Origin of the sequence: Pseudomonas sp. R25(2017), assembly GCF_002112565.1 — a bacterium.
In the GTDB taxonomy this organism is placed as follows: domain Bacteria; phylum Pseudomonadota; class Gammaproteobacteria; order Pseudomonadales; family Pseudomonadaceae; genus Aquipseudomonas; species Aquipseudomonas ekonensis.
This window is the reverse complement of the sequence record NZ_NEHZ01000003.1, coordinates 208,730-221,199: the sequence shown is the minus strand read 5'-3', so window position 1 is coordinate 221,199 and position 12,470 is coordinate 208,730. Positions and strand designations below refer to the sequence as shown.

The window sequence follows — 12,470 nt, the reverse complement described above, 5'->3', positions numbered from 1 at the left end:
TAATACGGAGATACAAAATGTCTGCTTCACCCGTCACGCTGATGGTCGCCCGCCGCGTCGCCGAAGGCCGTTATCAGGAGTTGATCGCCTGGCTGCGCGAAGGCGAACAACTGGCCACCGACTTTCCTGGCTACCTGGGTTCCGGCGTGCTCGCCCCGCCGCCCGACGACAACGAATTCCAGATCATCTTCCGCTTCGCCGACGAACAGACGCTGCACGCCTGGGAGCACTCCGCGTCGCGCACCGCCTGGCTTGCCCGCGGCAGCGATCTGTTCGCCCATCCGAAGGAGCACCGGGTCAGCGGCATCGAAGGCTGGTTCGGCGCCGCCGGACAACGGCCGCCACGCTGGAAGCAAGCGGTGGCGATCTGGCTGGCGTTCTTTCCGGTGTCGCTGCTGTTCAATTTCGTGCTGGGCCCGTTGCTCGCCGACATGAGCCTGCTGCCGCGGGTGTTCGTCAGCACGCTGTGCCTGACGCCATTGATGGTCTATTTCTTCATTCCGCTGTCGACGAGGCTGCTGGCCAACTGGCTGAGCGGCACGCCGGCGCGCCGTGCCCCCGCCGCCCCCTCCACCCAGAACCCGTAACCCCCGGCGTAGGGGCGGGCCGGCCCGCTCCTGCCGATCCATGCGTAGGTCTGCGCCCGCGCCGCTGTTATAGTTTTTGCTCTCCCCCCGACGCGAGCCGTTCATGACCTCCACCCCCGCCCCGATCCTCATCACCGGCGCCGGCCAGCGTGTCGGGCTGCATTGCGCGCAGCGCCTGCTCGAAGACGGCCACCGCGTCCTGTTCACCTACCGCACCGAACGCCCCGGCGTGCAGGCGCTGCGCGACCTGGGCGCCATCGGCCTGCAGGCGGACTTCTGCGACGAAGCCTCCATCCTGAGCTTCATCGCTGACCTGAAGACCCGCACCGACAGCCTGCGGGGCATCGTGCACAACGCCTCCGAATGGCTGGAGGAAAGCGACGCCCGCCAGGGCCAGGACTTCACGCGGATGTTCGGCGTGCACATGCTCGCGCCGTACCTGATCAACCTGCACTGCGAGGAACTGCTGCGCAGGTCCGGCCCGGCCGACATCGTCCATATCAGCGACGACGTGACCCGCCGAGGCAGCAGCAAGCACATCGGCTACTGCGCCACCAAGGCCGGCCTCGACAGCCTGACCCTGTCCTTCGCCGCCCGCTACGCGCCGGCGATCAAGGTCAACGGCATCGCGCCGGCCCTGCTATTGTTCAACCCGGACGACGACGCGGCGTACCGCGCCAAGGCACTGGCCAAATCCGCGCTGGGCATCGAGCCCGGCAGCGAGGTGGTCTACCAGAGCCTGCGCTACCTGCTCGACAACCCCTACGTCACCGGCACCACCCTGACCGTCAACGGCGGGCGGCACGTCAAATAAGCGCCCGCGAGGATCACCATGACGCCTTCCCTGTCCGGCCATTACCGCGAAATCCTCGTCGGCCTCGGCGAAGACCCCGACCGCGAGGGCCTGCTCGACACGCCCGAGCGCGCGGCCAAGGCCATGCGCTACCTGTGCGACGGCTACGGGCAAAGCGTCGAGGCCATCGTCAACGGTGCGCTGGTCGCCTCCGACACCGACGAGATGGTCATCGTGCCCGGCATCGAGCTGTACTCGCTGTGCGAACATCACCTGCTGCCCTTCATCGGCAAGGCCCATGTGGCTTATATTCCGACAGGCAGGGTGCTGGAGCCGTCGAAGGTCGCACGGCTGGTGGACATGTTCGCCCGCCGCCTGCAGATCCAGGAGAACCTCACCCGGCAGATCGCCGAGGCCATCGAACAGGTCACCGCTGCCGCAGGGGTCGCGGTGGTCATCGAGGCCCGACACATGTGCATGATGATGCGCGGTGTCGAAAAACAGAATTCGACCATGAACACCTCGGTCATGCTCGGCGCCTTCCGCGAGTCGAGCAACACCCGCCAGGAGTTCCTGCAATTGATTGGACGGAGCACGTAAATGCCACAACTTCAGCCGGGAACGGCGCGCATCCGGGTCAAGGATCTGCGCCTGCGCACTTTCATCGGGATCAACGAGGACGAGATCCTCAACAAGCAGGACGTGCTGATCAACCTGACCATCCTGTACGCCGCCCAGGAAGCGGTGCGCGACAACGACATCGACCATGCGCTCAACTACCGCACCATCACCAAGGCCATCATCGCCCACGTGGAAGGCAACCGCTTCGCCCTGCTCGAACGCCTGACCCAGGAGCTGCTCGATCTGGTGATGGCCAACACGGCGGTGCAGTACGCCGAGGTCGAGGTCGACAAGCCCCATGCGCTGCGGTTCGCCGAATCGGTGTCGATCACCCTGGCGGCCAGCCGCTGAGCGTAACTGGCGCATCGGGCGCCAGGCTTTTATCATCCGCGCCACGATTTGACTGCACAGAGCCCATCATGACCGAGCAACAACGCCTCGAACTCGAAGCCGCCGCCTTCCGCCGGCTGGTCGCCCACCTGGACAGCCGCAAGGACGTGCAGAACATCGACCTGATGAACCTCGCCGGGTTCTGCCGCAACTGCCTGTCCAAGTGGTACAAGGCCGCCGCCGACGAGCGCCAGATCGAGGTGAGCCTCGATGACGCCCGCGAAGTGGTTTACGGCATGCCGTACGCCGACTGGAAAGCCCACTATCAGCAAGAAGCCAGCGCCGAACAACAGGCGGCGTTCGCCAAAGGAAAACCCAATGAGTGACCTGAACACCCTGCGCGCCAGCTTCAAGAGCGGCGAACACGCCTTCGCCGACACCCTGGCGTTCATCGACGCCGGCTACGACTATCGCCAGCAGGCCTTCAACAACGGCGGCGTGGAAAACGCAGCCGGGCAGAACGAAGGTTCCTGCAAGACCCTCGGCCTGGCGCTGCTGGAAGGCTTGAGCGACGAAGAGGCGCTGCTGGCGTTCGGCGAGCACTACCGTTCGGTGGTCGCGACTCCGGAAGGCAGCGACCACGGCAACATCCGCGCGCTGATCAAGCACGGCCTGGCCGGCGTGAAGTTCGAAGCCCAGCCCCTGACCCGCCGCTGAGTCCCGAAAGACACTATCCCTGTGGAAGCCAGCCTGCTGGCGATGGCGTCAGTCAAGCCACCGCAGAGCAACATCCGCCACATCGGGATTGCATCGCCCAAGCAATCGCGGGCACAAAAAAACCGGCCAAGGCCGGTTTTTTCGTTTCTGCGGTGTTAGTGCGCAGCGTTCTGCAGACCGTCCAGATAGCGCTCGGTGTCCAGGGCCGCCATGCAGCCGGCGCCGGCCGAGGTGATGGCCTGGCGGTACACGTGGTCGGCCACGTCGCCGGCGGCGAAGACGCCTTCGACGCTGGTCGCGGTGGCGTTGCCGTCACGGCCGCCCTGCACCACCAGGTAACCGTCCTTGAGCTCCAACTGGCCTTCGAACAGCGAGGTGTTCGGGGTGTGGCCGATGGCGATGAACACGCCGTCGACCTTCACTTCGTCGAAGCTGCCGTCGTTGTTCTTCAGGCGGGCGCCGGTCACGCCCATGTTGTCGCCCAGCACTTCGTCCAGGGTCGCGTTCAGTTTCAGCTCGATCTTGCCTTCAGCGACACGGGCGTGCAGCTTGTCGATCAGGATCTTCTCGGCGCGGAAGGTGTCGCGGCGGTGGATCAGGGTGACCTTGCTGGCGATGTTGGCCAGGTACAGCGCCTCTTCGACAGCGGTGTTGCCGCCGCCGACCACGGCCACCGGCTTGTTGCGGTAGAAGAAACCGTCGCAGGTCGCGCAGGCGGAAACGCCTTTGCCCATGAAGGTCTCTTCCGACGGCAGGCCCAGGTAGCGGGCGCTGGCGCCGGTGGCGATGATCAGGGCGTCGCAGGTGTAGGTGCCGCTGTCACCGGTCAGGCTGTAAGGCTTGGAGGCGAAGTCCACGGCGTTGATGTGGTCGAACACGATCTCGGTCTCGAAGCGTTCGGCGTGCTCGCGCATGCGCTCCATCAGCACGGGACCGGTCAGGCCGTGGACGTCGCCCGGCCAGTTGTCCACTTCGGTGGTGGTGGTCAACTGACCGCCGGCCTGCATGCCGGTGATCAGCAGCGGCTTGAGGTTGGCACGGGCCGCGTACACCGCAGCGCTGTAACCGGCAGGGCCGGAACCGAGGATGATCACTCGCGAATGACGGACTTCAGACATGGACCTGCTCCTGTTGACCGGCCAGAACCACTGGCGCGGACGCCGGACTGCCGGCGGGAATAAAAAAGGACTGTGGATAACCTTGGGGAAGGCATGGGCTCGACAGTCCTGCAAAAAGTTGGGTGCAGCGTATCGAGGGGGGCAAGATTAAGGAAATACGGTTTAACAATCCAGCTCATAGGTGGTCTCTATGCGGACACGCTGACGAGCCGGCCGTCTTTGTTACAGTGAATGTCGATCCCACCGCCGCGCTTTCGCCTGCCGGGCAAAGCCGGTAAGGTCGGCGCGTTTTCCCTTGCTCGGAGCCCGATATGCCCGCCCCTGTCCTGTCCGGACCGCAATACCTGCGCGAAGGCCTGAAGCTGGTTCTCAGCCCCGGCCTGCGCCTGTTCGTGCTGCTGCCGCTGGCGATCAACCTGGTGCTGTTCGTCGGATTGATCTACCTGGCCGGCCATCAGTTCAGCCTGTGGGTCGACGCCCTGATGCCATCGCTGCCCGACTGGCTGGGCTTTCTCAGCTATATCCTGTGGCCCCTGTTCGTGGTGCTGGTGGCCTTGATGGTGTTCTTCACCTTCACGATGCTGGCCAACGTCATCGCGGCGCCGTTCAACGGCTTCCTGGCGGAGAAGGTCGAAGTGGTGGTGCGCGGCACCGACGACTTCCCGGCCTTCAGCTGGGGCGAACTGATCGCCATGGTGCCGCGCACCCTGGCCCGGGAGATGCGCAAGCTCGGCTACTTCCTGCCCCGGGCGGTGGGGCTGTTCATCCTTTCGTTCATTCCGGTGGTGAACATCGTCGCAGCGCCCCTGTGGCTGCTGTTCGGGGTGTGGATGATGGCGATCCAGTACATCGACTACCCGGCGGACAACCACAAGCTGGGCTGGAACGAAATGCTCGCCTGGCTGCGGCACAAGCGCTGGCAGAGCATGAGCTTCGGCGGGGTCGTCTACCTGGCGCTGATGGTTCCGTTGGTGAACATCCTGATGATGCCGGCGGCCGTGGCCGGCGCGACGCTGTTCTGGGTGCGCGAGCGCGGCGCCGAGCGTCTGGCCACCCCTGCCTGACCCGGGCGGCGGCCGGTCACAAATCCATCATCCGGATGTCACAACCGCGACATGGCCCCAGCCGACACTGGGGCCATGACGACAGCTCTGCACATCACCCTGATCAGCGAAACCTACCCTCCCGAAATCAACGGGGTGGCCAATACCCTGGGTCGCCTGTGCGAAGGCCTGCGCGCGCGCGGGCACCGGGTGGAACTGGTGCGCCCGCGCCAGGGCGACGATCCCCAACGCAGCGCCGACGACGGGGTGCTGCTGTGCCGGGGCTGGCCGTTGCCGGGTTATCCCGGGCTGCAATGGGGACAATCGTCGATGCACAAGCTGCTGCGCCGCTGGAAACGCCAGCGCCCGGACGTGCTGTACATCGCCACCGAAGGCCCGCTCGGGCTGTCGGCGCTGCGAGCGGCACGGCGCCTGGGGATCGCGGTGGTGAGCGGCTTCCACACCAACTTCCAGCAGTACACCCACCAGTACGGGTTCAGCGTGCTGACGCGGTTGCTGACCCATTACCTGCGCTGGTTCCACAACCGCTCGGCGCTGACGCTGGTGCCCAGCGTCAGCCAACGCCTGGAGCTGGAGCGCCGGCACTTCGACCGGCTGGCGCTGCTGTCGCGGGGGGTGGACAGCCAGTTGTTCCACCCGGCCAAACGCCTGGACGCCTTGCGTGCGCAGTGGGGTCTGAGCGAGCAGGACATCGCGGTGATTTACGTCGGAAGACTGGCCGCCGAGAAAAACCTCGGCTTGCTGGGACGCAGCTTCGAACGGCTGCGCAGCACTTATCCACAACGCCGCGCGAAGCTGATCGTGGTCGGCGACGGTCCGCTGCGCACCGCCCTGGAAAAGCAGCTGCCCGAGGCGATCTTCTGCGGCTCGCAACGCGGCGAAGCGTTGGCGGCGCACTATGCGTCGGGGGACATCTTTCTGTTCCCCAGCCTCACCGAAACCTTCGGCAACGTGGTGCTCGAAGCCTTGGCCTCAGGTCTGGGCGTGGTGGCCTACGACCAGGCTGCGGCGGCGCAGCACATCCGCCATGGCTACAATGGCGTGCTGGCGATGCCGGGCGACGAGGAAGCGTTCTGCGAGGCGGCGGCATGGTTGCTGGAAGAGCGGGAAACCCTGCGCTCCGTGCGCCTGAATGCGCGCCAGCATGCCAGCCGTCAGGGCTGGGCGACGATCGTCGAGCAGTTCGAAGGGCATCTGCGCGGGGCGTGCTCAGGGGAGCAGACGATGCCGAACGCGCAGACATTGCCCTGATCCGGGCAGCCCTATTCGTCGGATCGCCGCCCGAAACCAGGTCGCTCCCACAGGTTTCTCGGGTGCCCGGTGGCCACCGAGCCCTTCGTGGGAGCCAGCCTGCTGGCGATGGCGCCAGTGAAGGCGCCGCCTACTCCAGCGTCATCAACGCCTCGCGGCTGAACGGCAGAATCTCTTGTTCGCGGCCTTCGCGGACTTTCTGCGCCCAGTCCGGATCCACCAGCAACGCACGCCCCACCGCCACCAGATCGAACTCGTCGTTGTTCAGGCGCTCCAGCAGTTTCTCCAGGCTGGCGGGCTGCGCGACCTTGTCGGTGTTGACCATGAACTGCAGGAACTCGCCGTCCAGGCCGACGCTGCCGACGGTGATGGTCGGCTTGCCGGTCAGCTGGCGGGTCCAGCCGGCCAGGTTCAGCTCGGAGCCTTCGAACTCCGGTTCCCAGAAACGGCGGGTCGAGCAGTGGAAGATGTCCACGCCGGCGTCGGCCAGCGGCTTGAGGAATTCGCCCAGCGCCTCGGGGGTCTGCACCAGGCGCGCGGTGTAGTCCTGCTGCTTCCACTGGGAGAAACGGAAGATGATCGGGAAACCTTCGCCGACCGCCGCACGCACGGCGCGGATCAGTTCGATGGCGAACCGCGAACGGTTGGCCAGGTCGCCGCCGTACTCATCGGTGCGCTGGTTGCTGCCTTCCCAGAAGAACTGGTCGATCAGGTAGCCGTGGGCGCCGTGGATCTCCACGCCATCCATGCCGATGCTTTGCGCATCCTTGGCGGCCTGGGCGAAGGCGCCGATCACGTCCTGGATGTCCTGCTTGCTCATGCCGTGCACCACGACCTGGCCGTCCTTGAGCTTTTCCGACGGGCCATAGCCCGGCACGCTGGCGTCCGGCTCGGTGCCCAGGCGCCGCACATTGCCCACGTGCCACAGCTGCGGAACGATCTTGCCGCCTTCGGCGTGCACCGCGTCCACGACCTTCTTCCAGCCGGCCAACGCCGCCTCGCCATAGAAGTGCGGCACGTTCGGATAGCCGTTGGAGGCCTGGTGGCCCACGGTGGTGCCTTCGGTGATGATCAGGCCGACCCCGGCCGCCGCACGGCGACGGTAGTACTCGATGACCTTGCTGTTCGGCACGCCGCCCGGCGAGAACGAGCGGGTCATGGGGGCCATGACCACGCGGGTCGGCAGTTCGAGGGCACCTAACTGGAACGGTTTGAACAGGGCTTGGACGGGCATCGGGAAGCTCCACGAAAACGTTGTCGACAGGCACGAGGCCATATGACGGCGATAATATGCGTGACGCCACCCACATGAAAGCATTATTGATCTGAATGATTTAGGGTCAAAAGGCAGGCAAAAAAAATCGCAGTCCGATGGCTGCGATTTTCGTGTTTCAGCTCAATGCCTTTTCGATCGCGGTGATCACGGCCGGATCGTCCGGCGCCGTGCGCGGCGAGAACCTGGCCAGTACGCGGCCGTCCTTGCCCAGCAGGAACTTCTCGAAGTTCCAGGTAATGTCGCCGGGGAACTCGGCCCCCTCGCCCGCCAGCAAGCGGTAGAGCTGATGCCGTTCGTGGCCGTTGACCTCAAGCTTGCTCGACAACGGGAAACTGACCCCGTAGTTCAGGCTGCAGAACTCCTGGATCTCCTGTTCGGAGCCAGGCTCCTGGCCGGCGAACTGGTTGCACGGCAGGCCCAACACGCTGAAGCCCTTGCCTTTGTACTGCTGATGAAGGTTTTCCAATGCCGCGTACTGTGGCGTCAACCCGCATTTGGAGGCGACGTTGACCACCAGCACGACTTGGCCCTTGAAGGGCGCCAGCGGTAGCTCCTGGCCATCCAGGGCTGTCAACTTAAGGTCGTGAAAAGCACTCATGACGGACTCCAGATTCCCGTGTTCCCCTTGAAACAGCCGCTTGGCAGCGCGCCAAGGACAGCCGCAGACTAAAAAGGCGCCCTCAGGGCGCCTCTCCAGTACTCGAAAGCTTAGCGCAGAAAATCAGTGGTGATGGCCACCTTCGCCATGGACGTGGCCATGAGCGACCTCTTCCTGGCTGGCGTCACGGATGGCGACGACCTTGACCTTGAAGTTCAGGCGCTGACCGGCCAGCGGGTGGTTGCCGTCGACGGTGACGTCATCGCCGTCGATGTCGCGGATGGTGACGATCTGCATCTGACCGTCCGGCGCCGAAGCGTGGAACTGCATGCCGACTTCCAGCTTGTCGACGCCTTCGAACATGCTGGCGCTCAGGGTGCTGACCAGTTCGGCCGAGTATTCGCCGTAGGCGTCTTCCGGCTCGACGGAAACGCTCAGTTCGTCACCGGCGCCTTTGCCTTCCAGGGCTTTTTCCAGGCCCGGAATGATGTTGCCTGCACCATGCAGGTAAACCAGCGGTGCGCCGCCGGCGGAGCTGTCGATGACCTCACCAGCGTCGTTGGTCAGGGTATAGTCGATGGAGACAGCCTTGTTGGCGGCGATCAGCATGAGGCGGGACCTTTGCATAAGAATGAAGAACGGACAAGTCTAAACAAGGATTTGCCCGAAAGCGAACACAACCCGGACAGACGGGAACAAACGCCCCCGGCGACGGTCACCGGCTTCCACCAGGACGAGGACGGCCACTGGGTCGCCGAGCTGTCCTGCGGCCATACCCAGCACCTGCGCCACCAGCCGCCCTGGCAGTCGCGGGCGTGGGTGCTGGATCCGGCGCAACGCCTTGAAAAAATAGGCCGGCCCTTCGCGTGCGGTTGGTGCGCGCAGGGCTCGGTTAGCGATAACCTTGGCGACTGAATTCAGGCAGATCGCCCAAAGCCGCTGATCGCCATTGCCATGCACCCTTAGAGAATCCGCATGCAGACTTTTTTTATCGCGCCCACCGATTTCGGCGTGGGCCTGACCTCCATCAGCCTCGGGCTGGTGCGTACGCTGGAACGGGCCGGCCTGAAGGTCGGCTTCTTCAAGCCGATCGCCCAGCCGCACCCCGGCGACACCGGCCCTGAACGCTCCACGGAGCTGGTGGCCCGCACCCACGGCCTGAAACCGCCGCAGCCGCTGGGCCTGGCCCATGTCGAGCGGATGCTCGGCGACGGTCAGCTCGACGAGCTGCTGGAAGAGATCATCACCCTTTATCAGCAGGCCGCCGTCGGCAAGGACGTGCTGGTCGTCGAAGGCATGGTGCCGACCCGCAGCGCCAGCTACGCCGCACGGGTCAACCTGCACCTGGCCAAGAGCCTGGACGCCGAGGTGATCCTGGTCTCGGCGCCGGAAAACGAAGTGCTGACCGAGCTGTCCGGCCGGGTGGAGCTGCAGGCGCAGCTGTTCGGCGGGCCGAAGGACCCGAAGGTCCTCGGCGTCATCCTCAACAAGGTCAAGACCGACGAGAGCATGGACGCCTTCGCGGCGCGCCTGAAGGAACATTCGCCGTTGCTGCGCAGCGGCGATTTCCGCCTGCTGGGCTGCATCCCGTTCCAGCCCGAGCTCAACGCCCCGCGCACCCGCGACGTCGCCGACCTGATGGGCGCCCAGGTGCTCAACGCCGGCGACTACGAAACCCGGCGCATGACCAAGACCATCATCTGCGCGCGCACCATGCGCAACACCGTGGACCTGCTCAAGCCCGGCGTGCTGGTGGTGACCCCCGGCGACCGCGACGACATCATCCTGGCCGTCAGCCTCGCGGCCATCAACGGCGTGCCGCTGGCCGGCCTGCTGCTGACCAGCGACACCCTGCCCGACCCGCGCATCATGGAGCTGTGCCGCGGCGCCTTGCAGGCCGGCCTGCCGGTGCTGTCAGTGAGCACCGGCTCCTACGACACCGCCAACCTGCTCAACGGCCTGAACAAGGAAATCCCCGTCGACGACCGCGAGCGCGCCGAGATCATCACCGACTTCGTCGCCAGCCACCTCGACGCCAACTGGCTGCACCAGCGCTGCGGCACCCCGCGGGAGATGCGCCTGTCGCCGGCGGTGTTCCGCTACCAGCTGATCCAGCGGGCCCAGGTGGCCAACAAGCGCATCGTCCTGCCCGAAGGCAGCGAACCGCTCACCGTACAGGCCGCCGCGATCTGCCAGGAGCGCGGCATCGCCCGCTGCGTGCTGCTGGCCAAGCCCGCCGACGTCGAGGCCGTGGCCCGCGCCCAAGGCATCGAACTGCCGCCGGGCCTGGAGATCCTTGACCCGGACCTGATCCGCGAACGCTACGTCGAACCGATGGTGGCCCTGCGCAAGAGCAAAAGCCTCAATGCGCCGATGGCCGAGCAGCAGCTGGAAGACACCGTGGTCATCGGCACCATGATGCTGGCGCTGGATGAGGTGGACGGCCTGGTGTCGGGCGTCATCAACACCACCGCCAACACCATCCGCCCGGCCCTGCAACTGATCAAGACCGCGCCGGGCTGCACCCTGGTGTCGTCGGTGTTCTTCATGCTGTTCCCCGAAGAGGTGCTGGTGTACGGCGACTGCGTGATGAACCCGCACCCGAGCGCGGCGGAACTGGCCGAGATCGCCCTGCAGAGCGCCGACTCGGCGGCGGCCTTCGGCATCACGCCGCGGGTGGCGATGATCAGCTACTCCAGCGGCGAATCGGCCAGCGGCGAGGAAGTCGAGAAGGTGCGCGAAGCCACCCTGCTCGCCCACGAGCAGCAACGCGCGCTGCTGATCGACGGCCCGTTGCAGTACGACGCCGCCGCCAACGAGACCGTGGCCCGGCAACTGGCGCCGAACAGCCAGGTGGCCGGCCGCGCCACGGTGTTCGTGTTCCCCGACCTGAACACCGGCAACACCACCCACAAGGCCGTGCAGCGCAGCGCCGACTGCGTCAGCCTCGGCCCGATGCTGCAGGGCCTGCGCAAGCCGGTCAACGACCTGCCGCGCGGCGCCCAGGTCGACGACATCGTCTACACCATTGCCCTGACCGCGATCCAAGCCGCCAACCGAACCCTGGATATCTGACTCGATGCTGGCCTTTCTTCCCGCTCCCTTGCGCGGCGTCATCGCCGCGCTGCTGTTGGCGCTGAACACGATCCTGCTGTGCTCGTTCCTGTTTGTGGTGGCGCTGTTCAAGGTGCTGCCGTTCGCCTTCACCCAACGCCTGACCCGCTGGCTGATGAGCCACACCCATGAAGCCTGGATCAGCCTCAACAAAGGCTGGATGAACCTGGTCTGCCGCACCCGCTGGCACGTCAGCGGCCTGCAGGGCCTGGACTACCGGCACTCGTACCTGATCACCAGCAACCATCAGAGCTGGGTCGACATCCTGGCGCTGCAGTACGTGTTCAACCGGCGCATCCAGCCGCTGAAGTTCTTTCTCAAGCAAGAGCTGATCTGGGTGCCGGTGATCGGTCTGGCCTGGTGGACGCTGGGCTTTCCGTTCATGAAGCGTTACTCCAAGGCCTACCTGGAAAAGCATCCGGAAAAGAAAGGCAAGGATCTGGAGACCACCCGCAAGACCTGCGCGAAGTTCCGCGACAACCCGGTGGGCATCTTCAACTTCGTCGAAGGCACGCGCTTCACCGCCGCCAAGCATGCCCAGCAGCAGTCGCCGTTCAGGCACCTGCTCAAGCCCAAGGCCGGCGGCATCGCCTTCGTGCTCGATGCGATGGGGGAACAGCTGGAGTCGATCGTCAACGTGACCCTCCACTACCCGGGCGGGCGCCCCGGCTTCGCCGACCTGCTGTGCGGCCGAGTCAAGGAGGTGGTGGTGCATGTCGAGGAACTGAAGGTGCCGCCGCAGTTCGTCGGCCGCAACTACGACCAGGACGGCGAATACCGCCTGCAGTTCCAGGGCTGGATCAATCAAATGTGGCTGGACAAGGATGCGTTGCTGGAGGAGCTGAACCGCGAGTTTCCTGGGCGCCGCTGACCGTGCGATGCATAGGTTCCGTTCCTGCGGCGCCTTGACCGGCGCCATCGCCAGCAGGCTGGCTCCCACAGGGGATTCGGTTGAATGCAGCGCCTGCGGCCAACGCAATCCATGTGGGAGCCAGCCTGCT

The 12,470-nt window shown here is 65.3% G+C and carries 15 protein-coding genes; 11 read left to right on the top strand and 4 right to left on the bottom strand.

The genetic code is table 11. The annotated features are described in order from the left end of the window. Positions 1-17 precede the first annotated feature (17 nt). The 6 genes from CAG31_RS05485 (at position 18) to CAG31_RS05460 (ending at position 3,048) form a co-directional block, all read left to right on the top strand. A complete protein-coding gene (locus CAG31_RS05485; RefSeq protein ID WP_085578662.1) occupies positions 18-587 on the top strand; it encodes an antibiotic biosynthesis monooxygenase in 570 nt (189 codons plus the stop codon). A 103-nt stretch (positions 588-690) separates the two neighbouring features. Then, entirely contained in the window at positions 691-1,401 is a 711-nt protein-coding gene (gene folM, locus CAG31_RS05480; RefSeq protein WP_085578660.1) for a dihydromonapterin reductase, read from the top strand. An 18-nt stretch (positions 1,402-1,419) separates the two neighbouring features. Then, a complete protein-coding gene (gene folE, locus CAG31_RS05475; protein WP_085578658.1) occupies positions 1,420-1,980 on the top strand; it encodes a GTP cyclohydrolase I FolE in 561 nt (186 codons plus the stop codon). Beyond that, positions 1,981-2,352 carry a dihydroneopterin triphosphate 2'-epimerase gene (gene folX / locus CAG31_RS05470; RefSeq protein ID WP_085578656.1) on the top strand — a complete coding sequence of 124 codons (372 nt, stop codon included), beginning with the start codon at positions 1,981-1,983 and terminating at the stop codon, positions 2,350-2,352. A gap of 68 nt (positions 2,353-2,420) precedes the next feature. Continuing rightward, positions 2,421-2,717, top strand: a complete 297-nt coding sequence (locus CAG31_RS05465) for a DUF1244 domain-containing protein (protein WP_085578654.1) — start codon at positions 2,421-2,423, stop codon at positions 2,715-2,717. Beyond that, positions 2,710-3,048 carry a HopJ type III effector protein gene (locus tag CAG31_RS05460; RefSeq protein ID WP_085578652.1) on the top strand — a complete coding sequence of 113 codons (339 nt, stop codon included), beginning with the start codon at positions 2,710-2,712 and terminating at the stop codon, positions 3,046-3,048. The genes CAG31_RS05465 and CAG31_RS05460 overlap by 8 nt, the downstream gene beginning before the upstream one ends. 155 nt (positions 3,049-3,203) lie before the next feature. Here CAG31_RS05460 and trxB read toward each other — a convergent pair whose 3' ends face one another. Continuing rightward, complete coding sequence (trxB, locus tag CAG31_RS05455) at positions 3,204-4,166, bottom strand: thioredoxin-disulfide reductase (protein ID WP_085578650.1); 963 nt, start codon at positions 4,164-4,166, stop codon at positions 3,204-3,206. A gap of 311 nt (positions 4,167-4,477) precedes the next feature. Between trxB and cysZ the strand changes: the two genes are divergently transcribed. Both cysZ and CAG31_RS05440 read left to right on the top strand, forming a co-directional pair. Next, positions 4,478-5,230 (top strand): sulfate transporter CysZ, encoded by a 753-nt coding sequence (cysZ, locus tag CAG31_RS05445; RefSeq protein WP_085578648.1) that lies wholly within the window; start codon positions 4,478-4,480, stop codon positions 5,228-5,230. 51 nt (positions 5,231-5,281) lie between these two features. Then, positions 5,282-6,481 (top strand): glycosyltransferase family 1 protein, encoded by a 1,200-nt coding sequence (locus tag CAG31_RS05440; RefSeq protein ID WP_085578646.1) that lies wholly within the window; start codon positions 5,282-5,284, stop codon positions 6,479-6,481. A gap of 130 nt (positions 6,482-6,611) precedes the next feature. Here the strand turns inward: CAG31_RS05440 and CAG31_RS05435 are convergent, their stop codons facing one another. The 3 genes from CAG31_RS05435 to CAG31_RS05425 all read right to left on the bottom strand — a co-directional run bounded on the left by CAG31_RS05435 (position 6,612) and on the right by CAG31_RS05425 (position 8,964). Further along, entirely contained in the window at positions 6,612-7,715 is a 1,104-nt protein-coding gene (locus CAG31_RS05435) for an NADH:flavin oxidoreductase (RefSeq protein WP_085578644.1), read from the bottom strand. A 157-nt stretch (positions 7,716-7,872) separates the two neighbouring features. Continuing rightward, positions 7,873-8,355 (bottom strand): glutathione peroxidase, encoded by a 483-nt coding sequence (locus CAG31_RS05430; RefSeq protein WP_085578642.1) that lies wholly within the window; start codon positions 8,353-8,355, stop codon positions 7,873-7,875. A gap of 123 nt (positions 8,356-8,478) precedes the next feature. After that, positions 8,479-8,964 carry a peptidylprolyl isomerase gene (locus tag CAG31_RS05425; protein WP_085578640.1) on the bottom strand — a complete coding sequence of 162 codons (486 nt, stop codon included), beginning with the start codon at positions 8,962-8,964 and terminating at the stop codon, positions 8,479-8,481. Between the two features lie 12 nt (positions 8,965-8,976). Here CAG31_RS05425 and CAG31_RS05420 point away from each other — a divergent pair, with 12 nt between their 5' ends. Genes CAG31_RS05420 through CAG31_RS05410 form a run of 3 tightly spaced genes read left to right on the top strand, consistent with a single transcriptional unit; the run spans position 8,977 to position 12,340 of the window. Further along, a complete protein-coding gene (locus CAG31_RS05420; protein ID WP_371856091.1) occupies positions 8,977-9,270 on the top strand; it encodes a DUF3565 domain-containing protein in 294 nt (97 codons plus the stop codon). Positions 9,271-9,330: 60 nt separating this feature from the next. Further along, entirely contained in the window at positions 9,331-11,430 is a 2,100-nt protein-coding gene (gene pta, locus CAG31_RS05415; protein ID WP_085578638.1) for a phosphate acetyltransferase, read from the top strand. Between the two features lie 4 nt (positions 11,431-11,434). Further along, on the top strand, positions 11,435-12,340 hold the full coding sequence (locus tag CAG31_RS05410) for an acyltransferase (RefSeq protein WP_085578637.1): 906 nt from the start codon (positions 11,435-11,437) through the stop codon (positions 12,338-12,340). Positions 12,341-12,470: the final 130 nt, after the last annotated feature.

Bases quoted from the DNA above. Each gene is read 5' to 3' on its own strand.
- CAG31_RS05485 (WP_085578662.1), top strand. From the start codon at position 18: ATGTCTGCTTCACCCGTCACGCTGATGGTCGCCCGCCGCGTCGCCGAA.
- folM (WP_085578660.1), top strand. From the start codon at position 691: ATGACCTCCACCCCCGCCCCGATCCTCATCACCGGCGCCGGCCAGCGT.
- folE (WP_085578658.1), top strand. From the start codon at position 1,420: ATGACGCCTTCCCTGTCCGGCCATTACCGCGAAATCCTCGTCGGCCTC.
- folX (WP_085578656.1), top strand. From the start codon at position 1,981: ATGCCACAACTTCAGCCGGGAACGGCGCGCATCCGGGTCAAGGATCTG.
- CAG31_RS05465 (WP_085578654.1), top strand. From the start codon at position 2,421: ATGACCGAGCAACAACGCCTCGAACTCGAAGCCGCCGCCTTCCGCCGG.
- CAG31_RS05460 (WP_085578652.1), top strand. From the start codon at position 2,710: ATGAGTGACCTGAACACCCTGCGCGCCAGCTTCAAGAGCGGCGAACAC.
- trxB (WP_085578650.1), bottom strand. From the start codon at position 4,166: ATGTCTGAAGTCCGTCATTCGCGAGTGATCATCCTCGGTTCCGGCCCT.
- cysZ (WP_085578648.1), top strand. From the start codon at position 4,478: ATGCCCGCCCCTGTCCTGTCCGGACCGCAATACCTGCGCGAAGGCCTG.
- CAG31_RS05440 (WP_085578646.1), top strand. From the start codon at position 5,282: ATGGCCCCAGCCGACACTGGGGCCATGACGACAGCTCTGCACATCACC.
- CAG31_RS05435 (WP_085578644.1), bottom strand. From the start codon at position 7,715: ATGCCCGTCCAAGCCCTGTTCAAACCGTTCCAGTTAGGTGCCCTCGAA.
- CAG31_RS05430 (WP_085578642.1), bottom strand. From the start codon at position 8,355: ATGAGTGCTTTTCACGACCTTAAGTTGACAGCCCTGGATGGCCAGGAG.
- CAG31_RS05425 (WP_085578640.1), bottom strand. From the start codon at position 8,964: ATGCTGATCGCCGCCAACAAGGCTGTCTCCATCGACTATACCCTGACC.
- pta (WP_085578638.1), top strand. From the start codon at position 9,331: ATGCAGACTTTTTTTATCGCGCCCACCGATTTCGGCGTGGGCCTGACC.
- CAG31_RS05410 (WP_085578637.1), top strand. From the start codon at position 11,435: ATGCTGGCCTTTCTTCCCGCTCCCTTGCGCGGCGTCATCGCCGCGCTG.